23 protein-coding genes are annotated in these 23726 nt (G+C 34.1%); 21 read left to right on the forward strand and 2 right to left on the reverse strand.

Translation table 11 applies throughout. From position 1 onward, the window contains the following. Positions 1–110 precede the first annotated feature (110 nt). The 10 genes from tpiA to RZ74_RS01985 all read left to right on the forward strand — a co-directional run bounded on the left by tpiA (position 111) and on the right by RZ74_RS01985 (position 9993). Positions 111–872, forward strand: a complete 762-nt coding sequence (gene tpiA / locus RZ74_RS01940) for a triose-phosphate isomerase (RefSeq protein WP_053949771.1) — start codon at positions 111–113, stop codon at positions 870–872. Positions 873–970: 98 nt separating this feature from the next. Beyond that, positions 971–2290, forward strand: a complete 1320-nt coding sequence (eno, locus tag RZ74_RS01945) for a phosphopyruvate hydratase (protein WP_053949772.1) — start codon at positions 971–973, stop codon at positions 2288–2290. Between the two features lie 94 nt (positions 2291–2384). Next, the gene (locus RZ74_RS01950; RefSeq protein WP_237756910.1) at positions 2385–3911 is read left to right on the forward strand and encodes a ClC family H(+)/Cl(-) exchange transporter; all 1527 of its coding nucleotides are present in this window, start codon (positions 2385–2387) and stop codon (positions 3909–3911) included. A 102-nt stretch (positions 3912–4013) separates the two neighbouring features. Beyond that, the gene (gene secG / locus RZ74_RS01955; RefSeq protein ID WP_053949774.1) at positions 4014–4253 is read left to right on the forward strand and encodes a preprotein translocase subunit SecG; all 240 of its coding nucleotides are present in this window, start codon (positions 4014–4016) and stop codon (positions 4251–4253) included. Positions 4254–4406: 153 nt separating this feature from the next. After that, positions 4407–6755, forward strand: coding sequence for a ribonuclease R (gene rnr, locus RZ74_RS01960; protein WP_053949775.1), 2349 nt, complete (start codon positions 4407–4409; stop codon positions 6753–6755). A gap of 21 nt (positions 6756–6776) precedes the next feature. Next, a complete protein-coding gene (smpB, locus tag RZ74_RS01965) occupies positions 6777–7250 on the forward strand; it encodes an SsrA-binding protein SmpB (RefSeq protein WP_053949776.1) in 474 nt (157 codons plus the stop codon). Positions 7251–7335: 85 nt separating this feature from the next. Then, entirely contained in the window at positions 7336–8025 is a 690-nt protein-coding gene (locus RZ74_RS01970; RefSeq protein WP_083437129.1) for a uracil-DNA glycosylase, read from the forward strand. Between the two features lie 11 nt (positions 8026–8036). Continuing rightward, positions 8037–9002, forward strand: coding sequence for a phosphate acetyltransferase (gene pta, locus RZ74_RS01975; RefSeq protein WP_053949778.1), 966 nt, complete (start codon positions 8037–8039; stop codon positions 9000–9002). Positions 9003–9017: 15 nt separating this feature from the next. Next, positions 9018–9491 (forward strand): tRNA (adenosine(37)-N6)-threonylcarbamoyltransferase complex ATPase subunit type 1 TsaE, encoded by a 474-nt coding sequence (gene tsaE, locus RZ74_RS01980; RefSeq protein WP_053949779.1) that lies wholly within the window; start codon positions 9018–9020, stop codon positions 9489–9491. A gap of 1 nt (position 9492) precedes the next feature. Beyond that, complete coding sequence (locus tag RZ74_RS01985) at positions 9493–9993, forward strand: GNAT family N-acetyltransferase (protein ID WP_053949780.1); 501 nt, start codon at positions 9493–9495, stop codon at positions 9991–9993. Positions 9994–10009: 16 nt separating this feature from the next. Here the strand turns inward: RZ74_RS01985 and RZ74_RS01990 are convergent, their stop codons facing one another. Further along, positions 10010–10546: a 3'-5' exonuclease gene (locus RZ74_RS01990; protein ID WP_053949781.1), complete on the reverse strand. Its 537-nt coding sequence runs from the start codon at positions 10544–10546 to the stop codon at positions 10010–10012. Between the two features lie 101 nt (positions 10547–10647). Between RZ74_RS01990 and murB the strand changes: the two genes are divergently transcribed. Both murB and RZ74_RS02000 read left to right on the forward strand, forming a co-directional pair. Further along, the gene (murB, locus tag RZ74_RS01995; RefSeq protein WP_053949782.1) at positions 10648–11532 is read left to right on the forward strand and encodes a UDP-N-acetylmuramate dehydrogenase; all 885 of its coding nucleotides are present in this window, start codon (positions 10648–10650) and stop codon (positions 11530–11532) included. Positions 11533–11543: 11 nt separating this feature from the next. Further along, positions 11544–13508, forward strand: coding sequence for a Na+/H+ antiporter (locus RZ74_RS02000; protein WP_053949783.1), 1965 nt, complete (start codon positions 11544–11546; stop codon positions 13506–13508). A 31-nt stretch (positions 13509–13539) separates the two neighbouring features. Here the strand turns inward: RZ74_RS02000 and RZ74_RS02005 are convergent, their stop codons facing one another. Continuing rightward, entirely contained in the window at positions 13540–14202 is a 663-nt protein-coding gene (locus RZ74_RS02005; protein WP_053949784.1) for a DUF1361 domain-containing protein, read from the reverse strand. Between the two features lie 156 nt (positions 14203–14358). On the opposite strand from RZ74_RS02005, the gene cdaA reads away from it, so the two are divergent. The 9 genes from cdaA to RZ74_RS02045 all read left to right on the forward strand — a co-directional run bounded on the left by cdaA (position 14359) and on the right by RZ74_RS02045 (position 23646). After that, positions 14359–15204 carry a diadenylate cyclase CdaA gene (cdaA, locus tag RZ74_RS02010; protein WP_053949785.1) on the forward strand — a complete coding sequence of 282 codons (846 nt, stop codon included), beginning with the start codon at positions 14359–14361 and terminating at the stop codon, positions 15202–15204. After that, positions 15204–16160, forward strand: coding sequence for a CdaR family protein (locus RZ74_RS02015; RefSeq protein ID WP_053949786.1), 957 nt, complete (start codon positions 15204–15206; stop codon positions 16158–16160). Before cdaA ends, RZ74_RS02015 begins: the two co-directional genes overlap by 1 nt. A gap of 36 nt (positions 16161–16196) precedes the next feature. Next, a complete protein-coding gene (gene glmM, locus RZ74_RS02020; RefSeq protein ID WP_053949787.1) occupies positions 16197–17546 on the forward strand; it encodes a phosphoglucosamine mutase in 1350 nt (449 codons plus the stop codon). 269 nt (positions 17547–17815) lie between these two features. Further along, positions 17816–19639 carry a glutamine--fructose-6-phosphate transaminase (isomerizing) gene (glmS, locus tag RZ74_RS02025; protein ID WP_053949788.1) on the forward strand — a complete coding sequence of 608 codons (1824 nt, stop codon included), beginning with the start codon at positions 17816–17818 and terminating at the stop codon, positions 19637–19639. Positions 19640–19730: 91 nt separating this feature from the next. Then, a complete protein-coding gene (locus RZ74_RS07025; RefSeq protein WP_263505236.1) occupies positions 19731–19853 on the forward strand; it encodes a hypothetical protein in 123 nt (40 codons plus the stop codon). Between the two features lie 27 nt (positions 19854–19880). Then, complete coding sequence (locus RZ74_RS02030) at positions 19881–21539, forward strand: glycoside hydrolase family 73 protein (protein WP_053949789.1); 1659 nt, start codon at positions 19881–19883, stop codon at positions 21537–21539. A gap of 67 nt (positions 21540–21606) precedes the next feature. Then, positions 21607–22746, forward strand: coding sequence for an ABC transporter ATP-binding protein (locus tag RZ74_RS02035; RefSeq protein ID WP_083437131.1), 1140 nt, complete (start codon positions 21607–21609; stop codon positions 22744–22746). Positions 22747–22793: 47 nt separating this feature from the next. Continuing rightward, a complete protein-coding gene (locus RZ74_RS02040; protein ID WP_053949790.1) occupies positions 22794–23114 on the forward strand; it encodes a hypothetical protein in 321 nt (106 codons plus the stop codon). 271 nt (positions 23115–23385) lie between these two features. Beyond that, a complete protein-coding gene (locus RZ74_RS02045) occupies positions 23386–23646 on the forward strand; it encodes a hypothetical protein (protein WP_053949791.1) in 261 nt (86 codons plus the stop codon). The last annotated feature ends 80 nt before the right edge of the window (positions 23647–23726 follow it).

Genomic DNA, 23726 nt, shown 5'->3' on the forward strand with positions numbered 1-23726 from the left:
TGGGAATTGCTTAACGAAGTAATTACTAAATGGGATATTCATTGCGAAAAATGATATCATTAAATAGTGGCGTTAAACGATAATTATAATAAGAGTATAGGAGGTATAAAATGAGAACTCCTTTTATTGTTGGAAATTGGAAGATGAACTTAACATTATCTGAAGTAGAAGATTTCCTAAGCACAGTCAAAGGAAGATTGCCAGATCCACATGATGTGGAATGTGCAATTGCTGCATCATCAATTTATATGGATGCTTTGACTAAATTTTGTAAAAAAGAAAAAAATTTAAAAACCGCAGCACAAAATTGTTTTTATAAAGATTCAGGAGCATATACTGGTGAAGTTAGTCCAATGGCGCTAGCTGATATGGGTGTGAAATATGTCATGCTTGGCCATTCTGAACGTCGTAAATACTTTGATGAATCTAACAAGATGATTAATAAAAAAGTAAAAGCGGTCATTAAAAATAATATGACACCAATAATTTGTTGTGATGAAACCATGGCGAAGAGAAAAACAGCAGATGAAATGAACTGGGTAGTGAACCCTGTGATTGAGGCATTAAAGGGAATTTCACCTGAAGATGCCAAACATGTGGTGATTGGATACGAACCTAGTTGGGCAATTGGAACTGGTCGCACTGCTAGTGCTGCAGAAATTCAAGAAGCTTGTTTTTTAATTCGTGAAACTTTAATTGATCTATATGGTCAAGACATTGCTAACGAAATTAGGATTGTTTATGGTGGAAGTGTTAATTCACGTAATGTTGCCGAAATTATGAAGCAAGATGACGTGGATGGAGTTCTTCCTGGAAAGAGCAGTTTGAAGGCCGAAGAATTCATAAAAATCGTTAATTATCAAAATAATTAACAGATTGAACAGTTTTTTATTGAAAGTTAGTCATTAAAATAATAAAATGAAAGTAGCCTTGATTCCGAGGTAACAACTTTCATTAAGGAGAGAATAAAATGTCAATTATTTCAGATATTTATGCTCGAGAAGTACTAGATTCTCGTGGAAATCCTACAGTTGAAGTAGAACTATATACTGAAGCAGGTGCAATGGGACGCGGTATCGTTCCTTCAGGTGCATCTACTGGTGAACACGAAGCCGTTGAATTACGTGACGGTGACAAAAACCGTTTCATGGGTAAAGGTGTTACTAAGGCTGTTAACAACGTTAATAACATCATCGCAAAAGAAATCGTAGGTTACGATGTAACTGATCAAGTTGCTATCGATGAAGCTATGATTAAGCTAGATGGTACTCCTAACAAAGGTAAGTTAGGTGCTAACGCTATTCTAGGTGTTTCTTTAGCTGCTGCACGTGCTGCTGCTGATGAACTAGGTGTTCCTTTATACAACTACTTAGGTGGTTTCAATGGACACGTATTACCAACACCAATGATGAACGTTATCAATGGTGGTAAACATGCCAACAACAAGGTTGACTTCCAAGAATTCATGATTATGCCTGTTGGTGCGGAAACTGTTAAGGAAGCTATCCGTATGGGTGCTGAAACTTTCCACAACCTAAAAGCTATCTTGAACGAAAAGGGTTACTCAACTGCCGTAGGTGACGAAGGTGGTTTCGCCCCTGACTTGAAGAACAACGAAGAACCATTCGAAATTTTAGTAGAAGCAATTCAACGTGCTGGTTACAAACCAGGTAAAGACGTTTCAATCGCCTTTGACTGTGCTGCTTCAGAATTCTACGATGCAGAAACTAAGAAGTACAACTTAGTAGGTGATGGTAAGTCATACTCTGCTGATGAATTTGTTACATTACTAGAACAATTAGTTGACAAGTACCCAATTATCTCAATCGAAGATCCTTTGGATGAAAACGAATGGGAAGACTGGCAAATGGCTACTGAACGCCTAGGTAAGAAAGTTCAAATCGTTGGTGATGATTTATTCGTAACTAACACTGATTACCTACAAAAAGGTATTAAGAGTGGCGTTGCTAACGCTATCCTAATCAAGCTTAACCAAATTGGTACTTTAACAGAAACTGTTAACGCTGTTGAAATGGCTAAAGAAGCTAACTACACAGCTATCATCTCTCACCGTTCAGGTGAAACTGAAGATACTACAATTTCTGACTTAGTTGTTGCTCTAAACGCTGGTCAAATTAAGACTGGTTCAATGAGTCGTGGCGAACGTATCGCTAAGTACAACCAACTAATGAGAATTGAAGATCAATTAGCTTCAGTTGCAGAATACAAGGGTATTAACTCATTCTACAACCTAACTGAAGAAGCTCGTAACAATGTTATTAACAAATAATAACTTGTTATAAATAAAAAAGCATTGAATGTTTCAATGCTTTTTTTGTACATATTTTTGAATGCTATTTCATGTGGATAAAGAGGCGGAAAATTTGCAAGTTGATAATATCAAAAGATTCAAATCAGTTTTATATGGGGTAATGATTGGAATCGCAGCGGGATTAATAGTTAGTTTATTTAGATTAGGAATCGAGAACTTATCAAAAGGTTTTCTATTACTAGCGAAACTGGCTAAACATAATTTAGGCTTTTTAGTGCTATTAATATTGATTAACGGCTTAATTGCTTTAATCGGTTATACTTTGATTCAAAAAGATAAAAACATTAAGGGTTCTGGAATTCCTCAAGTAGAAGGATTACTGAACGGCGAATTAACCTATTCATGGTGGTCAGTGCTATCAAAAAAATTCGTTGGAGGAATTTTAGCGATTTCTAGTGGATTATTCTTAGGTAGGGAAGGACCTTCGATTCAATTAGGGGCAACTACTGCACAAGGATTATCAAAACTATTTAAGCAAAATAGTGATGATGAAAAAGTGTTAGTTTCCGGAGGGGCAGCAGCAGGACTATCTGCTGCATTTAATGCACCAATTGCTAGTACTTTATTTGTACTAGAAGAAATCTATCATAACTTTTCCACATCAGTGTGGATAGTTTCATTATCAGCAGCTGTAAGTGCTAACTTTGTTTCTAGTGCAATCTTTGGTAAGGTTCCTGTTTTACACATGCAATATTCACATGTGATACCGTTACACATTTATCCTTATTTAATCGGATTAGGGATTATCTTAGGATTATGTGGAATGATTTATGAATTTGCCACATTGCATATTAATGATCTTTATGAAAAATTGAGCTGGGTTCCAAACATAGTGTGGATAACTATTCCATTTATGTTAGTAATTCCCTTTGAAATGTATTTACCCACAATTGTTGGTGGTGGAAGCACAATGGTTTTATTAATTGCCAAAGTAACACCAACACTAACCATCTTGATATGGTTTTTAATTATTAGATTTTTCATGTCTATTTTGTCATATTCAACTGGTTTACCGGGTGGCATATTTTTACCAATGCTATCATTAGGAGCTCTAATCGGGGCCATTTATGCCCAAATATTGATATCATATGGAGTATTACCACAAATCTATTTTGTTAACTTCATTATCATATCTATGAGTGGATTTTTCGCATGTGTGGGGAAAGCACCATTTACAGCCATCTTATTAATTACTGAAATGGTTGGCTCACTACAAAACTTGATGTCACTAGCTTTTGTAACTTTAGTGGCTTATGAAGTAACTGACTTATTGGGTGGAAGTCCAATTTATAACGAAATGCTACAAAAGATGTTAAGTCCGCAAAAGTTATTAACAAGTGGAAAACTAACAAACCTATATTTCTCTATTCAAGTAGGGTCTGTAATGGATCAATCTGCGGTAAAAGATATCAATTGGCCTGATGGTTGTATCATTAGAGCAATTAAGAGAAACGAACAGTATATTATTCCAGATGGGGATACTGTTTTAAAAGCTGGGGATAACATTGAGTTATCAACAAACTATGATAATCGTGGATATGTTTATTCGCATGTGGAAAAATTAACGCTGGACGATTAAAAAATCTGGTTTAATTGGCATGTTTATCATTTCTATGATAAACTAGCTGTAAAGATAAAGTTAAAGATGAAACCTATTTACATTTAGGTAGGAGGCAACGAATTGTATAATTTCTTAATGGATATAATTTGGATTGACAGTGTATTAATTATTATTGCTGTCTTAATGCAACCAGCAAAGACTAATAATGACGCAATGTCTTCTTTAACCGGTGGTGCAGATGATTTATTTGCTAACGCTAAACCACGTGGTTTTGAAGCATTTATGCAAAAAGTAACAGTTGTGCTATTAATTATTTTCTTTGCAGCTGCACTTGGACTAGTTTGGTTCTCATCACACTAGTTAATTAACTCCTGTACGAATATGTTACAGGAGCTTTTTTTATGCAAAAAAAGAAACAATCATATACTTATTGTAGTTATAAAAATGTTAAAATATAAATTAATAAATAACGAATTTGATTAAGGTCAAAAATATAGATTTAAGGAGTAAATTTTGGAAGATAATAGTTTAAAACAAGAAATTCATGATGTGTTAAAGAAGTTTTCCGGAAAAGAATTCTCTGTAGAACAACTTGCAGATGAATTAGGATATCACGGAGCGAACGCATTTAAATTAATCGTACAATCTCTTGCTGTATTAGAACGTGAAAAAACTGTTGTTGTCACAGAAAGCGGCAATTTCAAGTTAAACGCTCAAGGAGAAAAAATCGAGGGAACATTCCATGCTAATCCAAAAGGATTTGGATTTGTGAACTATGATGAAAACTTGGAAGATGCATTTATTGCACCTGACAATACCCTTCAAGCCATGAACGGTGATACTGTTGAAATTGAAATCGTTAAAAAGGCTGAACAAAACGCTGGTAAAGGACCAGAAGGAAAAGTTGTTAACATCGTTGAAAGACATTACGAACAAGTTGTTGGTGAATTCTTCAAGTCTGATGATGATAATGGATACTATGGTCAAATTAAGCTTAAAGAAAAGAAATTAATGAACTACAAGTTCTACATTACTGGAGTTGGATTAAAGCCAACAGCTGGGGAAGTAATTACTGCTGAAATTACAGAATACCCAAGTCCAGATCATCCTGATTACATGGTCGGAATTGCCAAAGAAGTAATTGGTAGTGTTGATGACCCAGGAATTGATATTTTACAAATCGTGTACGCACATGAAATTCCTGCACAATTCCCAGAAGATGTTTTACAAGAAGCCGATGCAATTCCTGAAGAAATTTCTGAAGAAGAAAAAGAGGGAAGAGAAGACATTACTGACCAAACATTGGTTACTATTGATGGGGAATCATCAAAGGATTTAGATGACGCGGTTACTGTATGGAAATTACCAAATGGAAACTATCATCTAGGTGTTCACATTGCTGATGTTTCTCACTATGTAAAACCTGGTAGTCTTTTGGATGAAGAAGCTTACAAACGTGGAACTTCTGTTTACCTAACAGATAGAGTTATTCCAATGTTACCAAGAAGATTATCAAACGGAATTTGTTCATTGAATGAAGGTCAACTTCGTCTATGTATGAGTTGTGATATGGAAATTAACCCTGCTGGTCAAGTTGTTAACCACAGCATTCACCCAAGTGTTATGAAGTCTAAAGCTCGTATGACTTACAAGGCTGTAAATGATATTTTAGAAGCTCATGATGAAAGCACTATGGATCGTTACAAAGACTTAGTTCCAATGTTTGAAGAAATGGGCGAATTACACAAAATCTTGTACAAACAACGTCGTCGTCGTGGAGCAATTGATTTTGATGATAATGAAGCAGAAATCATTGTTGATGAAAATGGTCATCCAATTGACATTAAGTTAAGAGTTCGTGGAACTGCTGAAAGAATGATTGAATCATTCATGTTAGCAGCTAACGAAACTGTTGCTGAACACTATTGTAAAGCACATGCACCATTTATTTATCGTGTGCATGAAACTCCAGATGGAGAAAGAGTTAAGACTTTCTTCGAATTCCTAACTGCTTTTGGGGTAGAAGTTAAGGGTGATCCAGATCACTTAAAACCTAAGGTACTACAAAACGTTCTTCGTAAGGTTGCTGGTAAGCCAGAAGAACCAGCTGTATCAGTTATGATGCTTAGAAGTTTAAAACAAGCTAGATATACTGACCAACCACTTGGTCACTTTGGTTTAGGAGCTGAGTTCTACACTCATTTCACTTCTCCAATTCGTAGATATCCAGATACTACTGTTCACCGTTTAATTCACCATTACGATGAAAATGGTATTAACAAGGAATCTAAAGCTAAATATGCTGGATTACTTGAAGAAATTTCTGACCATTCTTCAAAGGCAGAACGTCGCTCAATTGATGCTGAACGTGATACTGATGCAATGAAGAAAGCTGAATTTATGGCTGATCACATCGGTGAAGAATTCGAAGCAACAGTTAGCTCAGTATTGAAGTTTGGTATGTTTATCGAACTTCCAAATACGGTTGAAGGTTTAGTTCATATTAGTAGAATGAAAGATGACTACTACGAATATATTGAACAATACCTAGCACTTGTAGGTAGAAACACTCATAGAACTTACAAGATTGGACAACCAATTAAAGTTAAAGTTGTAAATGTTGATGTTGATCAAAGTGCAGTTGACTTTGATATTGTTAATCCTGAAGAAACACCAATGTCTAACATCAAGGCACCAAGTAGTTCGAATGGTGCACACGGTAGAAATAACCGTAATGGTGGTGGCCGTCGTAACAATAATCGTCGCAATGACAACAAAAATGGTAAGTTCAATCATAACCGTTCAAGAAACAATAACCGCAACGGTAGAAATAACAGAAACAACTCTAATTCAAGACATTAATTGCTTGAGAGGTGATTGATAATGGTTAAAAAGAAATCAACTAATAAAGATGATAACTTAATGGCTCAAAACCGAAAGGCACGACATGATTATCGAATTACCCAAACTTATGAAGCTGGAATTGCTTTAACTGGGACTGAAATCAAGTCTGTCCGAGCACGCCGAGTTAATTTAAAAGATGGCTTTGCTCAAATAAGGGATGGTCAAGCTACTTTGATGAATATTCATATTAGTGAATATGAACAAGGTAATCAATTTAACCATGATCCACTAAGAAATCGAAAGTTGTTACTTCACAAACAAGAAATTAAAAGATTAGCGAAAGAAACAGATAAAAAGGGTGTGACAATTGTCCCTCTTAAGATGTACCTAAAAAAAGGTTTTGCTAAGGTTTTAATTGGTGTGGCTGAAGGTAAACATGAGTATGATAAGCGTGAGACAATGAAGAAACGTGATCAAGAACGTGAAATTTCTCGTGTGTTAAAACATTATTAAAAGCGTCCTGCTATTGCAGAGACGCTTTTTTTTTGCAATGTTAAATTATCTTGAATATGATAAAATTGATATAGAGGTGGTTATCGTGAAACCGTTTATTCATAATGACTGGTGGGAAGTATTACAACCAGAATTTGAAAAAGAATATTATCAAGACTTACGTAAATTTCTATTAAATGAATATGAACACGAAACAATTCATCCTAATGCGACGCAAATTTTTGAAGCATTTGAATGGACACCTTTTTCGAAGGTGAAAGTAGTGATATTAGGTCAAGATCCTTATCATGAACCCCATCAAGCACATGGATTGAGTTTTTCAGTCTTGCCAGGGGTGAAGATTCCGCCTTCACTAAGAAACATATATAAAGAATTACAATCAGATTTAGGGGTAACACCAGTTAATCATGGTTATTTAGAAAAGTGGGCAAAACAAGGCGTATTATTGTTGAACTCTGTTTTAACTGTGAGGGATGGTGTCGCATACTCACATAAATCCAAGGGGTGGGAACGATTGACAGATACAGCGATTGCTAAGTTATCTGAAAGACCTGAACCAGTTGTATTTATATTATGGGGACGAGCTGCACGAGATAAGATTAAGCTGATCGATACGGATACCAATATTGTAATTGAATCAGCTCATCCAAGTCCTTTATCAGCACATCGCGGATTTTTTGGTTCAAAGCCATTTTCCAAGACAAATAAAGCACTAGAAGCCATGGGAGAACAACCAATTGATTGGCAATTACCAGAACATGTTAACAACCAATAGGAGGAAGTAAGATGAGTTTATTAGATGAATTAAAAGCAAAAATTAGTGGATTAGACAAACGTATTGTCTTTCCAGAAGGTGAAGACATTAGAATTATTGAAGCAGCAAGTCGATTAGCCAATGAAGGAATTATCAAACCAGTTCTTTTGGGTAATCCACAAGCAATTCAAAATAATGCGGATAACTTTGATATTTCCAAAATCGAAATTATCGATATTGAAAATTATCCACAAGCAGATTTCGAAGAAATGTTGGATTCGTTAGAAGAACGCCGTAATGGTAAAAATACGCGAGAAGATTTAGCTGGATGGTTAAAGGACCCTAACTACTTCGGTACTATGTTAGTTTACATGGATAAAGCAGATGGAATGGTCTCAGGGGCTGCTCATGCTACTGGAGATACAGTTAGACCAGCATTACAAATTATTAAAACTCAAGAAGGAATGCGTCGTATTTCAGGTTCATTCTTAATGCAAAAGGGTGATACTAGATACATTTTTGCTGATTGTGCTATTAACATCGAGTTAGATGCACAAGGTATGCTTGAAGTAGCTAAACAAAGTGTAATTACTGCTAAACAATTTAACATTGATCCAAAAGTGGCATTCTTAAGTTTCTCAACTAAGGGATCTGCTAAGGGTGAAATGGTATCTAAAGTGCAAGAAGCTGCTGAAATGGCTAAAACTGAATTAGATGTTCCATCTGATGGTGAACTTCAATTTGATGCTGCATTAGTGCAAGAAGTTGCTGATAAAAAAGCACCAGGATCAGATGTTGCTGGTCAAGCAAACGTCTTTGTATTCCCTGAATTACAATCTGGAAACATTGGATACAAAATTGCTCAACGTCTAGGTGGTTTTGAAGCCTTTGGACCATTATTACAAGGTTTGGCTAAACCAGTTTCTGATTTATCACGTGGTTGTGTTGCAGAAGATGTATACAACGTTGCTATTATTAATGCAATTCAATCTCTATAATTGGAGGTGTCTTCTTTGATTACAATTAATGTTGAATCACCAGAAGAAACTCAATCTTACGGTGAAAAAATTGCTGAATTTTTAGAACCAAAAGATGTAATCTTGTTGGATGGGGACTTAGGTGCAGGTAAAACTACTTTCACCAAGGGTCTCGCAAAGGGATTAGGCATCAAGAGAAACATTAAAAGCCCAACTTTTACGATTATTCGTGAATATCAAGGTGGTCGTCTACCGCTATATCATATGGACATTTACCGTTTAGATGATGGTAGTGGGGATGAATTAGGATTAGAAGAATATTTCAATGGTGATGGTGTAAACGTAATTGAATGGTCCGAATTTATTTCTGATCAATTGCCAAGCGATTACTTAAAAATTATCTTTAGAAGAGACGATGAGAAAGGAACAGACTTTAGAACTATTCAGTTTGAACCTAAAGGAACCCGTTTCAAAAAAATTGTGGATAAAGTTTTTCCACAAGGGGATTAATATGACCAATTTAGTCGTTAGAAGGGCAATGCCTGAGGATGCGCAAAAGTTTATTGACTTATTAACAGCTTTAAAACAAGAATCTGATTCATTCACGATTGATCCGGATTTAGGTACATTACCATTAGATGAACAAGCTAGAGAGATTATGTTAGTAAATCAGACTAGAAGTTTTTTAATCGGTTTAGCAGAGTTAGATGACCAAGTAGTGGGGATGGTTCAAGTTCAAGAAATCAATGATTCAGGAATTGGCGAACTAGGAATTGCTGTGATAAATAAATACAGTCATAATGGTATCGGCACCCAATTAATGGATTTTATGATTGATTGGGCAACATACGAAAGTAACTTATCCACATTATCCTTGGTTGTTAAAAAAACTAACCAACATGCAATTAATCTTTATCAACATTGTGGATTTGAAATCACAAAGAAAAGAATATTGAACGCACGTGGTGGATTTAATTCTACTTTTGAATTTAAATACACCATAAAAAAATAAGTATCCGATGGGATACTTATTTTTTTAGTCTGATATAGCTTTTAATTTGTTCATCGTCAAAATGTTCTTGTTGATAAATCAAGATATTAGCACAAGCTAAACTGTCATCTAATGCATTATGATGGTGATCTAAAGTAATTCCTAAGTAATCACAAACTGTGTTTAGTTTGTGGTTAGGAAATTCTGGGAAAAAGTACTTACAAGTTTTGACGGTGTCTAAAGTCTGATAAATAGGGATGGTTAAATCATATCTTAGAAGACTTTTAGAAAGCACCGAGTTATCAAAGGCGTTATTGTGAGCAATTACTAGTTGATCCTTGGTAAAAAATTGCTTAATGATTTTCCATACCTCTGGAAAAGTGGGGGCATCAATTACGTCTTCTTCACTAATTCCATGAATTTGTGTGTTTCGGTAGTTAAATTCTACCTCAGGGTTGATTAGTGTATAGAACTCATCAACAATTTGGTTGTCTCTTACGACAGTTAGAGCAAGTGAGCAGGCGCTATCTCGTTGATTATTGGCTGTTTCAAAGTCGATTGCTACAAAGTTCATTATTAGTATCCTTTCGTTGTTTCTGTTACGATTATAACATGGTATAAGTATGGGCTCTCGTGGTAAAATTATATTATCAGATAAATTATGAATTAAGGGAAATGACAAATATGGAAAAAATCAAAATCGTAAAAAACGAATCACTATCTAAATATACATTCACTAAAACTGGTGGTCCTGCAGATTTAATTGCATTTCCAAAGGATATTAAAGAAGTTCAATCACTATTAATAATGGCAAAAGAACAACAATTGCCCATCACAGTATTAGGTAACGCTAGTAACCTAATTATAAAAGATGGAGGAATTCGCGGTTTAGTAATTATTTTAACCGATATGAACAAGATTATTTCAAATGGTGAATATATAATTGCCCAAGCGGGAGCTCGTTACATTGACACTACCATCGTTGCTCAACAAAACGGGTTGAGTGGATTAGAATTCGCCGCAGGAATTCCTGGAAGTGTTGGTGGAGCGGTATATATGAATGCCGGTGCTTATGGCGGCGAAACTGCTGAAGTAATTGATACTGTAACGGTATTAACACCAGAAAATGAAATCAAAATTTTTAATAATGATGAATTAGAATTTGGATACAGACACAGTTTAATTCAAGAACAAAACGATATTGTTTTAGAAGCTAGTTTTAAATTAGTTCCTGGTGATAAAGAAAAAATCCAAGCTAAGATGGATGAATTAAACGAATTAAGAGCTTCAAAGCAACCGTTAGAATTACCATCATGTGGAAGTGTGTTTAAACGCCCAGAGGGATACTTCGCAGGGAAGTTAATCCACGACGCTGGATTACAAGGATATCAATCGGGAGGAGCACAAGTATCAACTAAACATGCAGGATTTATTGTAAACGTTGATCATGCAACTGCAACTGATTACTTAAATGTAATTAAACATGTTCAAGAAACAGTTTATAAACAAAATCAAGTTCATTTGGAAACAGAAGTGAGAATTATAGGACAAGACAAATAGGGGGATTATGAATGCAGCTCATTGAAATTATTCTAATATTAACAGGATTACTACTACTATCAACAGCGGTTAATCATTATATTAAAGCAATTCCAGTTAGTTTAATTCAAGTCGTTTTTGGAATTGGATTGGCATTAATTGGTAACTTTAGTATTAATTTAAGTACTGATTGGTTTTTACTCTTATTCATTGCACCGTTATTATTCAATGACGGAAGACGTTTTCCAAAAGGAGAACTATGGGAATTAAGATGGCCAATCTTTGCTAACGCCATTATTTTAGTATTTATCACAATGACATTAGGTGGGATTTTAATTTATAAATTAATTCCATCGATGCCATTACCTGTTGCATTTTCATTAGCTGCAATTTTATCACCAACAGATCCGATTGCCGTTGAATCAATTGCAAAGAAGGTTAGACTACCTAAAAACATTTTGCATTTGGTTAATGGTGAAAGTTTAATCAATGATGCAAGTGGATTGATTGGTTTTAAATATGCTGTAGCTGCTACAGTATATGGAACTTTCTCAATTAAAAATGCGGTCGGAGACTTTTTCTACATTAGTTTGATTGGAGCAATCGTTGGGATTGTGACAATGTTAGTAATTTCATTAGTCAGAAAATGGTTGTATAAAAACGGGTTAACAAACATTGTGTTTAACGTTGTGCTACAAGTATTATCACCATTTGCTATCTACTTATTGGCAGAAGATTACTTCCATTCATCAGGTGTAATCGCTGTTGTAACAGCCGGAATTGTTTATCATGTATACAACGATTCAACTCTTGCTTCATCAGCAGAATTACAACTAATTAGTGAACAATCTTGGAACCTAATTGTTTACCTGCTAAATGGAATCGTATTTTTAATCTTAGGAATTGAGCTACCATTCGCAATGGAAGCCGTTATCAATGAAATTAAGTTTAATACTTTCCAATCCATTGCATATGCAGTTGTGACTTGGTTAATAATTTTAATAATTAGAATTGTTTGGATTTTATTATATGAAATTTGTCATAACTTAATTACGACCAAAAAAGTGGGCCCAGTTGACATTCGAACAGCTAACATTGTTGGTTTTTCAGGTGTTAGAGGGGCAATTACAATGGCTGGGATTTTATCGATTCCATTGATTACAGCTCAAAATGAAGCTTTCCCAGACCGTGAATTAGTTCTATTCATAGCATCAATTGTAATTGTATTAAGTTTATTAGCAGCAGTAATTGTCTTACCAATTTTGGCAAAAAACGATCATGTTGTTGAATACAATAATGATAACCATTGGAACGAAGAAAAAGCTCGTATCTATGTTTTAAATTATGTAATCGATGAAATTAAAAAGATGGACCACACAGATAAACATATTGGAAACATCTTGATTGACCAATGTGAATTGATGATTAAACAATTATCATCAATTAAGCCTGATGAGGTTGAAAAAAGTATTCGTGCATTAGCAGTTGGATATGAACATCAAGCTGTTAGAAAGCTTGTTGCACAGGGCATATTAACTAAAAAAGAAGCGAACGCGGTTAACTATCAAATTAACCATCGTGAATTAAAAACACTGGTTGCATTTAACCAATATAATATTCGTTTAGAAATTATTTCAGCTATTCAAACAACCAAACTATGGCTATTTAGACAACGTTCTGATAAGGAACAAAAGCTAAAAATGCAAAAAGCATTAATCTTGGTTAATGAATATACTGTTAAGATGTTGAAACAGTTAGGTGATTCAGAAGTAGTAAATGCGATTGTAGATGAGTATACTAACTTTGATATGGCCTTAAGAACCAGATCACTAGACTACAATAAATACTACCGAATCGCTAAAGAACGAGAATTAGAAGCACAAAGAAAAGCGATTCATGAATTATTGATAAACGATAAAATTAGCATTGAGTTAGCCTCTAAGTTACGTCAAGAAGTTAACTATGTTGAAAATCAAGAATTAAGTTCAGATGAATAATAAAAAGAGCATCCATTTACGGATGCTCTTTTTATTTATGTTCTTCATCTTTTGCGTCTTTAATGATTAGGTATAAAATCCAATATACGAATGATTGAACAATCGTTAAGATGACAACGAATACAAGCATTTTAGGTGTCCACATTTCACTTAGTTGTTTAATGACTAAGCGGGGAGAAAGTAGTAAGTATACGGTATGGAAACGAAGGAAGCGACCAACATAGATACCGATAGATGCAATGACATTTAAGATTAAAATGATAAATACTTTGAAAGGTTTAGATTTAATTGAGAAGAATGCGCAACTACGGTTAACAATTTGAAATTGTCCATAAAACCCAATTAATGAGCAACCCAGTGCACTAATTAGTAGGTAAGCATAATTAATCCACATCGTAGTAGATAATCGTAATAGACCGTTAGGAGCGTATGGTTGTAGTAGCGTTAAATGAAATAAGTCGGTTAGTAGGTATGGCGCATTTGGGTAAAATACTAGCCAAAGAACTAGTATAGGCCAGAATATCCATGACTTTTCAACGTACTTATTAGTAAGCTCTAAACTTAGCTCAATTGGAATATATCCTAAAATTGTATTTAATACTAAGAATGTAAATGGTGGTTTGACCATTACAAAAAGAAAAATAATCCATAAAATAAATATTAGGCGTACTTGCCAACGAACGTTTTTAAACATACTTATGCTCCTCAAGTTTATATATATTCATTTTAACGCTTAAAACTTAATTATTGAACAATTATTGCTTAAAAAATATAATCAATATTATATACCTAAAAATATGACATAATCAGTGATATAATGAATAGTATGAATTATATTGGAGGAATAGATATGGGGATAAATTGGAGCAATATATTAACGCTAAGTAATCTATTAGATATCTTAGTTGTATGGTTCATAATTTATGAAGTAATTATCCTATTGAAGGGCACTAAGGCGGTCCAATTATTCCGTGGGGTTTTAGTAATTGCTATCGTTAAGATTATTAGTGTCGTCTTTGGATTTACGACAGTATCTTATTTAACTGACCAAGTTATTAACTGGGGAGTTATTGCAATTATTGTTATTTTTCAACCTGAAATTAGACGCGGTCTAGAACACTTGGGTCGTGGATCAATTATTAAACACGCACAAAATCAAAATGTTGAAAATGAAAAGATGATTGTCGAATTAGATAAAGCAATTCAATACATGTCCAAGCGTAGAATTGGTGCTTTGATGACTATTCAAATGGATACTGGATTGGAAGATTACATCGAAACTGGAATTAAGCTAGATGCTGATGTTACCGGTGAACTATTGATAAACACATTCATTCCAAATACACCATTGCATGATGGTGCAGTTATCATTAGTAATAATCGTGTAGCGGTTGCTGCAGCATACCTACCATTATCACAAAGTAATCTTATCCCTAAGGAATTAGGAACAAGGCATCGTGCTGCAGTTGGTATTTCAGAAGTTACTGATGCATTAACTATCGTTATCTCAGAAGAAACTGGTGAAGTTTCTATTACTAAGAACAACGAGTTACTTCGCGGGATGAATACAGACGATTATATTAAATTCTTAAAGGATCAATTAATCACAAAACAAGATCCAATGAATAAAACTGTTTTCACAACTATCTACAATTGGGTAGACAAGATTAAGCAAAGTGTAAGGGGGCAAAAATAATGAAAAAGTTAAATAGCCCATGGTCATTGAGACTACTTTCACTATTGTTTGCAATCTTGTTATTTGCATACGTTAATCAAGCTAAATTATTTGGTGCGGGAACTAGTGGTAATAATGCTGATGAAACTCAGCTTACTTCCAATAAAACAGCTCGTATTTCTGTACCACTTCAATTAAATGTTAATAACACAAAGTATTTTGTAACAGGCTATCCAGAAAAGGTTAATGTAAAAATTACAGGACCTACTGCATTAGTCACTACTACTGTGAATACACAAAACTTTAAAGTATACGCTGACTTGACTAAATTAGGCGTTGGTTACCATAAGGTACGTTTATACGAAGACGGATTGAATAATGAATTAAGATATTACATTAATCCAGCTTATATTTATGTGAATATCCAACCTCGTAAGACAGTGGAATTCCCTGTTAAAGCACAATATACATCATCAAATATCGCTGATGGATATTATGCCGGTAAACCTGTCTTGGGAACCGACAAGGTAAAAGTTACAGGAGCTCAAAATGAAATCGCTAAGATTAAAAGCGTTGTGGCTCAGTTGAGTATCCCTCAAGACACAAAGAAAACAATTAGTTCTTCAGCTGTTTTAGAAGCACTTGATAAAAAAGGTAGAATTGTTAATGTTATAGTGACACCATCAACTACCTCTGTTAATTTGCCAATCAGCAGTGGAAATAATAAGAACGTTCCACTTAAGTTTAAAGCAGAAAATGGTGCTTCCAATCAAAGTTACTCATTTTCTTCTAGCGTAGATACAGTCAAAGTTTTTGGAACTAAAAAACAATTAAAAGCAATTAAGCATGTGACTGCTTATGTTGATGTCTCTGGAATTACATCTAAAAAGGTAGTCACGGTAGCATTGGATAAAAATTTAAATGAGGTCAGCGGTTTTGATCCTGATAATATTAAGGTTACCGTCAAACCCGAATAGATTGATGAAATCTAAGGATGAAATGGAGATTAAATTATGAAATATTTTGGAACCGATGGAGTAAGAGGAATAGCTAATAAAGACTTAAGCCCAGAACTTGCTTTCAAGTGTGGTAGAGCTGGTGGATACATTTTAACCAAGCACAGCCAATCAGAAGGACAACCTCAAGTACTAGTTGCTAGAGATACAAGAATTTCTGGTCAAATGTTAGAAAACGCTTTAATCGCAGGGTTATTATCTGTTGGAATTGAAGTTTTACAATTAGGGGTAGTTACTACTCCAGGTGTAGCCTACTTAGTAAGAACTCAAGGCGCATCTGCTGGTGTAATGATTACTGCTTCACATAACCCAGCTGAATATAATGGAATTAAGTTCTTTGGTTCAGATGGATACAAATTATCAGATGAACTGGAAGAAGAAATCGAAGAAATTTTAGAACAATCAGAAGATGATTTACCAAGACCTTCATCAGATGGATTGGGTACTGTTGATGATTATTCTGAAGGTAGTCAAAAATATATTCGTTTCCTAGAACAAACTGTTCCTGATGATTTATCTGGAATGAAGATTTGTGTTGATTCAGCAAATGGTGCAACTAGTAATCTAGTTTCTAGATTATATGCTGATTTAGGCATCGATTTTGAAACTATGGCAACAATGCCTAATGGAGTAAATATCAATGATCAAGTTGGATCTACTCATCCAGAACAATTACAAAAGATGGTCGTAGAAAATGAAGCTGAAATTGGTTTAGCTTTTGACGGAGACGGTGACCGCTGTCTTGCAGTTGATGAAAATGGTGAACTAGTTGATGGTGATAAGATTATGTATATTTGTGGAAAATATATGTCAGATCACGGTCGTCTAAAACAAGACACTGTTGTAACAACTGTTATGAGTAACCTAGGCATGTACAAAGCGATGGAAGCTAATGGAATGCACAATGTGCAAACTAAGGTTGGAGATCGCTATGTCGTTGAAGAAATGAATAAATCTGGTTATAACCTTGGTGGTGAACAATCAGGTCATATCGTCTTCTTAGACTTTAACACTACAGGTGACGGATTATTAACCAGTTTACAATTACTTCATGTTATGAAAGACACTGGTAAGAAACTATCAGAATTAGCTGCTGAAGTAACTAAATACCCACAACAACTAATCAACGTTAAAGTTAGTGATAAAGATGCTGCGCAAGAAGATGCAGATGTCTTAAACGTGATTGCTGAAGTTGAAAAAGAAATGAATGGTGACGGAAGAGTACTAGTGAGACCTAGTGGAACTGAACCATTACTTAGAGTGATGGCCGAAGCACCAACGCAAGAACTAGTTGATGGCTATACAAAACGTATTGCAGATGTTGTTGCAGATAAATACGGAATTTAAGAAAAAAAGACCTTTTGGGTCTTTTTTTTGTGCCTTTATCACGCTTAAATTGTCCATACCAATTCATGATATCTTTCGGATTAATATATTGCATAATGCTTTGTAATATCGATGTGATGGTATAAAATGGTGGTTGTTAATAAACTATACCAATTTGATATTTATCAATTGACAACTGAACATAAAACTTGTAATCTAGAATATGTCGAAAAAAATGATAATAAAATGAAAAATAATATAACTTAATTAAATTCGAAAGGAAAATTAATATGTGTGGAATTGTTGGGGTTACAGGGAATCAAAAAGCTGTTGATATTTTAGTTAACGGTTTACAAAAGCTAGAATATCGTGGATATGATTCAGCTGGACTTTATGTAAATGATGAAGGAAAGAAAGACTACCTTGTTAAGAGAACAGGGGCTATCAGCAACCTAAGAGATGCTGTTAACGATATGGATATTAGTGGAAGTGCCGGAATTGCTCATACTAGATGGGCAACTCATGGTGGAGTAACTGTTGAAAATGCGCATCCTCACTTCTCACAAGACAAGCGTTTCTACCTTGTTCACAACGGTGTTATCGAAAACTACCGTGAATTAAAGGAAGAATACTTAAGTGATGTAGAATTTACATCACAAACTGATACAGAAGTAGTTGTACAATTAGTAGATTACTTTGCTGTTAAAGAAAATCTAGATGCAAAGCATGCATTTAAGAAGGCATTATCACTACTTAAGGGTGCCTCATATGCTTTCCAATTAATGGATCGTGAAGAACCAGATACTATCTATGTAGCAAAGAACAAGAGTCCTTTATTGATTGGTTTAGGAGAAGACTGTAACGTTGTATGTTCTGATTCTCTAGCAATGTTAAACATTACTCATGACTTCTTAGAACTAGATGATGGTGACTTTGTTACAGTTAAACCTGAGTCAGTTTTAATCGAAGACAAGAATGGCGATGTTGTAAATGACAGAAAACCATTCCATGTAGATATTGATGCCAGCGATACTGACAAGGGAACTTACCCATACTACATGCTAAAAGAAATTGATGAACAACCAAACGTAATGAGAAAACTTTCTGCTGAATACCTAAACGAAGATGGAACCCCAGTAGTTCAAGATGAATTATTAGATGCAATGAAACAATCAGATCGTCTATACATCATTGCTGCTGGAACTAGTTACCATGCTGGTTTAGTTGGTAAGGAATTATTCGAAAAACTTTCTGAAGTACCTACTGAAGTACATGTTTCTTCTGAATTTGCTTACAACATGCCATTACTATCAAAGAATCCATTCTTCATTTTCTTAAGTCAAAGTGGAGAAACTGCTGATAGTCGTGAAGTATTAGTTAACTTAAACCGTTTGAACTACAAGAGTTTAACAATTACTAACGTTGCTAACTCAACACTATCACGTGAATCTAACTACACATTGTTATTACATGCTGGTCCCGAAATTTCAGTTGCTTCTACTAAAGCATACACAGCTCAAATTACTGTTGAAGCAATTTTAGCTAAGGCTTTAGGTGAATCCGAAGGAATTGCTAAAGCAAAGGACTTTAACCTAAAACAACAATTAGGTTTTGTAGCAACCGGTATGCAATCAATTGTTGATGAAAAAGAAACAATTAACGAAATTTCAAAGAAATATTTTGCAGATGCTAACCGTGCTTTCTACATTGGTAGAGGTATCGATTACTTCGTATCATTAGAATCATCACTAAAATTAAAAGAAATTTCATACATTTTAGCTGAAGGTTTTGCTTCTGGAGAATTGAAGCACGGAACTATTGCTTTAATTGAAGAAGACACACCAGTTGTTGGAATTATCACGCAATCTAATACTGCTGGTTTAACTAGAAGTAATCTTGAAGAAACAATGGCCCGTGGTGCTAAGGCTATCACTATTGCAACTGAATCATTATCAAAAGAAAATGATGATATTGTTGTTCCAGATGTTGATGAACTATTAACTCCACTACTAAGTGTTATTCCTGCACAATTGCTTGCATACTACACTAGCTTAAACAAGGGACTTGATGTTGATCATCCAAGAAACCTTGCTAAGAGTGTTACAGTTCAATAATAAAAAAGATGCTATTAATAGCATCTTTTTTGTTTGGACTTTATTAATTTAACTACTAACATGTTATAATTGCTAATTGGGAGTGTTTTTTATGAAATATACTAAGAAAACAAAAGATAATTCAAAAAAACAAGCTAAAGCTGATAAAACTTTTGATAAGTTTAAAGAACAGCATAATCGTTTAAACGCAAGTAAACGGGGAATTAAACGATAATAGAGTAAAAATGGAGAGATATTAATTATGAGAAAGAAACTAATGGCCAAGTCAATACTTTATGCGCTGACAGCGGGATTGGTTCTATCAACTGGACACATGTATAAGGCTTATGCTGATGATGGAAGCTCTGTTGTTCCATTAATTAGTGGAGGAAGCAACGTTAACTCACAAGCTGCAAGTACTAATAATAGCAGTAATAGTACTTCTATTGCACAAGCAAGCAGTATCTTAAACAATACTAACGTCTTGGGAAATCAATTAACATATGATAATTTCATCTCAACGATTTCACCAATTGCTCAACAAATTGCCAATAGCAATAATCTATACCCATCACTAATGGTCGCTCAAGCAGCATTAGAAAGTGGATATGGTCAAAGTACTTTAACACAACAATCAAATAACTTATTTGGAATTAAATCTACTAACGGTCAAGGTTACAATACGACTACAGGGGAATATGGTTCTAATGGATACTATGTTACTAACTCCACATTTGCTTCTTATCCAACACTAATGGATAGTTTGCAAGGATATGCAACATTTTTAATTCAAAACAGTAGATATGCCAATGTATTTAGATCACAAGCTCCTGATGGTATTCAAGCAGCTAAAAATATTCAAGCTGATGGATATGCAACTGACCCATCTTATGCCACTAAATTGATTAATGTTATTAACCAATACAATCTGTTGGCATTAGATGGTAATGGAACTGGTACTACAACTAATACAAACACAAACACTAATAATACTGCTGCTAAAAAGCCAGCGTCGAAAGTGTTAGCAACTGCTAATTACACGGGTGGTAATACAAACGAAACGGTTCAATTATCATCTAACTTTAGTAAGTACAAACTATATACTCATGTAAAAGATACAAGAAAGAAAAATACTACAGTTGCGTGGAGTAATAGTGCTTATTCAGGTGCGACAGTCTATGTTGATTGTTTAGCGGTTCGTACTTATAAAGGTGCAGCAACAACATGGTATCGTATTAGTTTTAGCAAGAATGGGAATAAGTATTGGGTATACTCATCTGCACTTAACTTCCCATTAGTTAACTATTCAAACGATAGCAACAAAGTTAAGATTAAGGGTGATTATCGTCAACTCTACAGCAATGTATTCGGAACACCTCAATTATCTAAACGAGTAGCAAAAACTACTGGAATGAAAGGAATGGAATATTCCATTCAAGAAGTTGCTACTACAACTGTAAATGGTCCAACTACTACTTGGTATCAAATTTCTGTTGGTCAACTTGGTAACGTTTGGATTAACCAAGCCGATGTAACTTATGTATCAGCTTATCAAAAGAATCCAGTTACTACTAAGAAAGAAACAAGCAAAACAACTAACAAGACAACTGTAAAGAAAACTTCAACAAAGACTACTGCTCAAAAAGCGGCTATTAAAAAAACAAATAAACCAGCTCAATACTTTAAGTATTCTGGATATGGATACCTAAATCACTATGGTAAGTATGATTTAAATAATCACATTCCAGGTTCATACAAGAATGTTAAAAAGATCAACTGGTCTCAAGTAAAGGTTCCAAAGGACTTTAAAGTTGAAATTAACTGTAAGGGAATTAGAACTAAATACAACACAACTTGGTACAGAATTGTACTTAACAACAAGAGTTACTGGATTTCAGGAAAAGCACTACTATTTTATTAATTTGATATAATTAGTAGTTAGTTTTATAATGATTAAATCGAAATAAATTAATTAGGAAGTATTAAAAATGTCTGAAGATTACAAGATTAAGGTACAAAACGTAACCAAAGAATACGATTTGTTTAAGACACAAACCGACAAACTAAAATCATTTTTCTCAATTAAGACTGATGTTCCTCATTTCTGGTCTTTAATGGGGGTTTCATTTGAAGTTAAATCAGGAGAAGCACTAGGTTTAATTGGTGTTAATGGTTCAGGTAAATCAACTATCTCTAACATCATTTCAGGAATTATTCCTCAAACTACCGGTTGGGTTGATGTTAAAGGTGATACATCAATCGTTGCGATTAGTGCTGGTTTAAGAAAGAACCTTACTGGTCGTGAAAACATCCGTTTGAAGTCATTAATGCAAGGTTTAACTAATGAACAAATTGATGATTTAATGGATGATATCGTATCATTTGCTGATATTGGTGATTTCGTAGATCAACCAGTTAAGAGTTATTCAAGTGGTATGAAATCTCGTTTAGGATTCTCAATCGCTGTTCACATTAATCCTGATATTTTAATCATTGATGAAGCATTATCTGTTGGGGATGATACTTTCTATCAAAAGTGTGTGGACAAGATTGCTGACTTTAAAGCACAAGGTAAAACTATTATTTTCGTTTCTCATTCATTAAAACAAATTGAATTCCTATGTGACCGTGTTGCATGGATCAATTATGGTAAGTTAAAAATGATTGGTGAAACTCAAGAAGTAACTACTAAGTATCGTGAATTTATTGAATGGTTTAAGAAGCTTTCAAAGAAAGACAAAGCTAAGTTTGAAGCTGAACAAAAACAAATTCAAAAAGACTTTGATATTGATGAATATCAAAGACAAGTTACTGATGAAGAACGTGCTGAACATCCAGAAGATAAGCATGTTGCAACAACTGTAAAGAAACGTTTTTACGGTTCAGTTATTAGTGAAAAGATGCCAAAAACAGCGGTGCTATTCACATGGTTAGTAACTATTGCTACACTATTCTTCTCATTAGTGAATGTATCTGGACATCCATTACATCACATTATTGATCACCCATCTTCAATCGTAAAACCAACTAAGAAGTTAGTTTTACCTAAGGGTGTTGCTAAGGATAATGCTAAGAAAAAGACAGTTAAAAAGCATAAAAAAACTGAAATTAAATCAGTGATTAGATAAAAAAATCCGCGTAGTCGGATTTTTTTTGCGAAGGGAGATTAAATTAGATGGCAACAGAATATAAGAGTCATGAAACATTAGATTTAATTGAACAAATAACCCGTTTGGATGGAACCAAGTATATGGAAATCAGTAACATGGTGCAAAACGGGAGAGCGGAATTAGCAGCTGAAAGAGGATTTATTAAAGAAGTCCGCATTCTTCAGTTAAACATTCCACATTCTGAACATGTGATTAATTATGAAGATTATATCAACCAAACTTATACAATGCCTGATGAAAGTATGGATCACTTTGAAGAGTGGGAAAGAACTGAAGACATTGAAAAAGAGTTTCAATTGATTTTGAAAGAAAATCATATCGGATAATAAAAAAGGACGTCATCGGTAGGTTGATGACGTCCTTTTATAATATGTGTCCACATCGTCTGTTGCGAAAAAATAATAGCAAAATAACAAGCAACATTAGTGGGATGACTTGAATATGTATCTCATATTATAAATGATGAAATAGTCGATGACAATAAAAATCTGGCAAAAAGATTAAAAAAATAAACGCTTTAATATGTTATTATTATAACGATTTGAAAGTGCTTATAGCTGATTTTATAAATCAAAAAATTAGGGAGATTTTAATATTATGAAACCAATTGTTAAAGAATTATTATTAAATATCGGAATTTATATTTTTCCACTTATTTTTATTTTGAGTGGATTAAGTGGTAATTTTGTAATGATGGAGGTGGGGTTCTTTTTAAGTGCATTTATTGGCTTTTTGATGACGATTATTTATGTTCTATACATATTTACCCACAAGAAAGAAGAAAGAGCGTTATATCGTCAAATTTTGCTTTTAATTCATGTGTTGATTTTCATCGGAAGTATTTTAGTATTAATTTAACAAAATAGATGATTGTAAAATGGATTGATAAGGTCTATATTATTCTTAACTTATTTAAAAGTTAAAAATAATAAAAAAGG

This window comes from Apilactobacillus apinorum, from assembly GCF_001281175.1.
GTDB classification, from domain to species: Bacteria; Bacillota; Bacilli; order Lactobacillales; family Lactobacillaceae; genus Apilactobacillus; species Apilactobacillus apinorum.

Excerpts from the sequence above, each read along its gene's own strand:
- murB (WP_053949782.1), top strand. The coding sequence starts at position 10,648 with ATGACAAATATGGAAAAAATCAAAATCGTAAAAAACGAATCACTATCT.
- smpB (WP_053949776.1), top strand. The coding sequence starts at position 6,777 with ATGGTTAAAAAGAAATCAACTAATAAAGATGATAACTTAATGGCTCAA.
- RZ74_RS02005 (WP_053949784.1), bottom strand. The coding sequence starts at position 14,202 with ATGTTTAAAAACGTTCGTTGGCAAGTACGCCTAATATTTATTTTATGG.
- cdaA (WP_053949785.1), top strand. The coding sequence starts at position 14,359 with ATGGGGATAAATTGGAGCAATATATTAACGCTAAGTAATCTATTAGAT.
- RZ74_RS01990 (WP_053949781.1), bottom strand. The coding sequence starts at position 10,546 with ATGAACTTTGTAGCAATCGACTTTGAAACAGCCAATAATCAACGAGAT.
- pta (WP_053949778.1), top strand. The coding sequence starts at position 8,037 with ATGAGTTTATTAGATGAATTAAAAGCAAAAATTAGTGGATTAGACAAA.
- glmM (WP_053949787.1), top strand. The coding sequence starts at position 16,197 with ATGAAATATTTTGGAACCGATGGAGTAAGAGGAATAGCTAATAAAGAC.
- RZ74_RS02040 (WP_053949790.1), top strand. The coding sequence starts at position 22,794 with ATGGCAACAGAATATAAGAGTCATGAAACATTAGATTTAATTGAACAA.
- glmS (WP_053949788.1), top strand. The coding sequence starts at position 17,816 with ATGTGTGGAATTGTTGGGGTTACAGGGAATCAAAAAGCTGTTGATATT.
- RZ74_RS02000 (WP_053949783.1), top strand. The coding sequence starts at position 11,544 with ATGCAGCTCATTGAAATTATTCTAATATTAACAGGATTACTACTACTA.
- RZ74_RS02035 (WP_083437131.1), top strand. The coding sequence starts at position 21,607 with ATGTCTGAAGATTACAAGATTAAGGTACAAAACGTAACCAAAGAATAC.
- RZ74_RS02015 (WP_053949786.1), top strand. The coding sequence starts at position 15,204 with ATGAAAAAGTTAAATAGCCCATGGTCATTGAGACTACTTTCACTATTG.
- eno (WP_053949772.1), top strand. The coding sequence starts at position 971 with ATGTCAATTATTTCAGATATTTATGCTCGAGAAGTACTAGATTCTCGT.
- RZ74_RS02045 (WP_053949791.1), top strand. The coding sequence starts at position 23,386 with ATGAAACCAATTGTTAAAGAATTATTATTAAATATCGGAATTTATATT.
- RZ74_RS07025 (WP_263505236.1), top strand. The coding sequence starts at position 19,731 with ATGAAATATACTAAGAAAACAAAAGATAATTCAAAAAAACAAGCTAAA.
- RZ74_RS01985 (WP_053949780.1), top strand. The coding sequence starts at position 9,493 with ATGACCAATTTAGTCGTTAGAAGGGCAATGCCTGAGGATGCGCAAAAG.
- tpiA (WP_053949771.1), top strand. The coding sequence starts at position 111 with ATGAGAACTCCTTTTATTGTTGGAAATTGGAAGATGAACTTAACATTA.
- RZ74_RS02030 (WP_053949789.1), top strand. The coding sequence starts at position 19,881 with ATGAGAAAGAAACTAATGGCCAAGTCAATACTTTATGCGCTGACAGCG.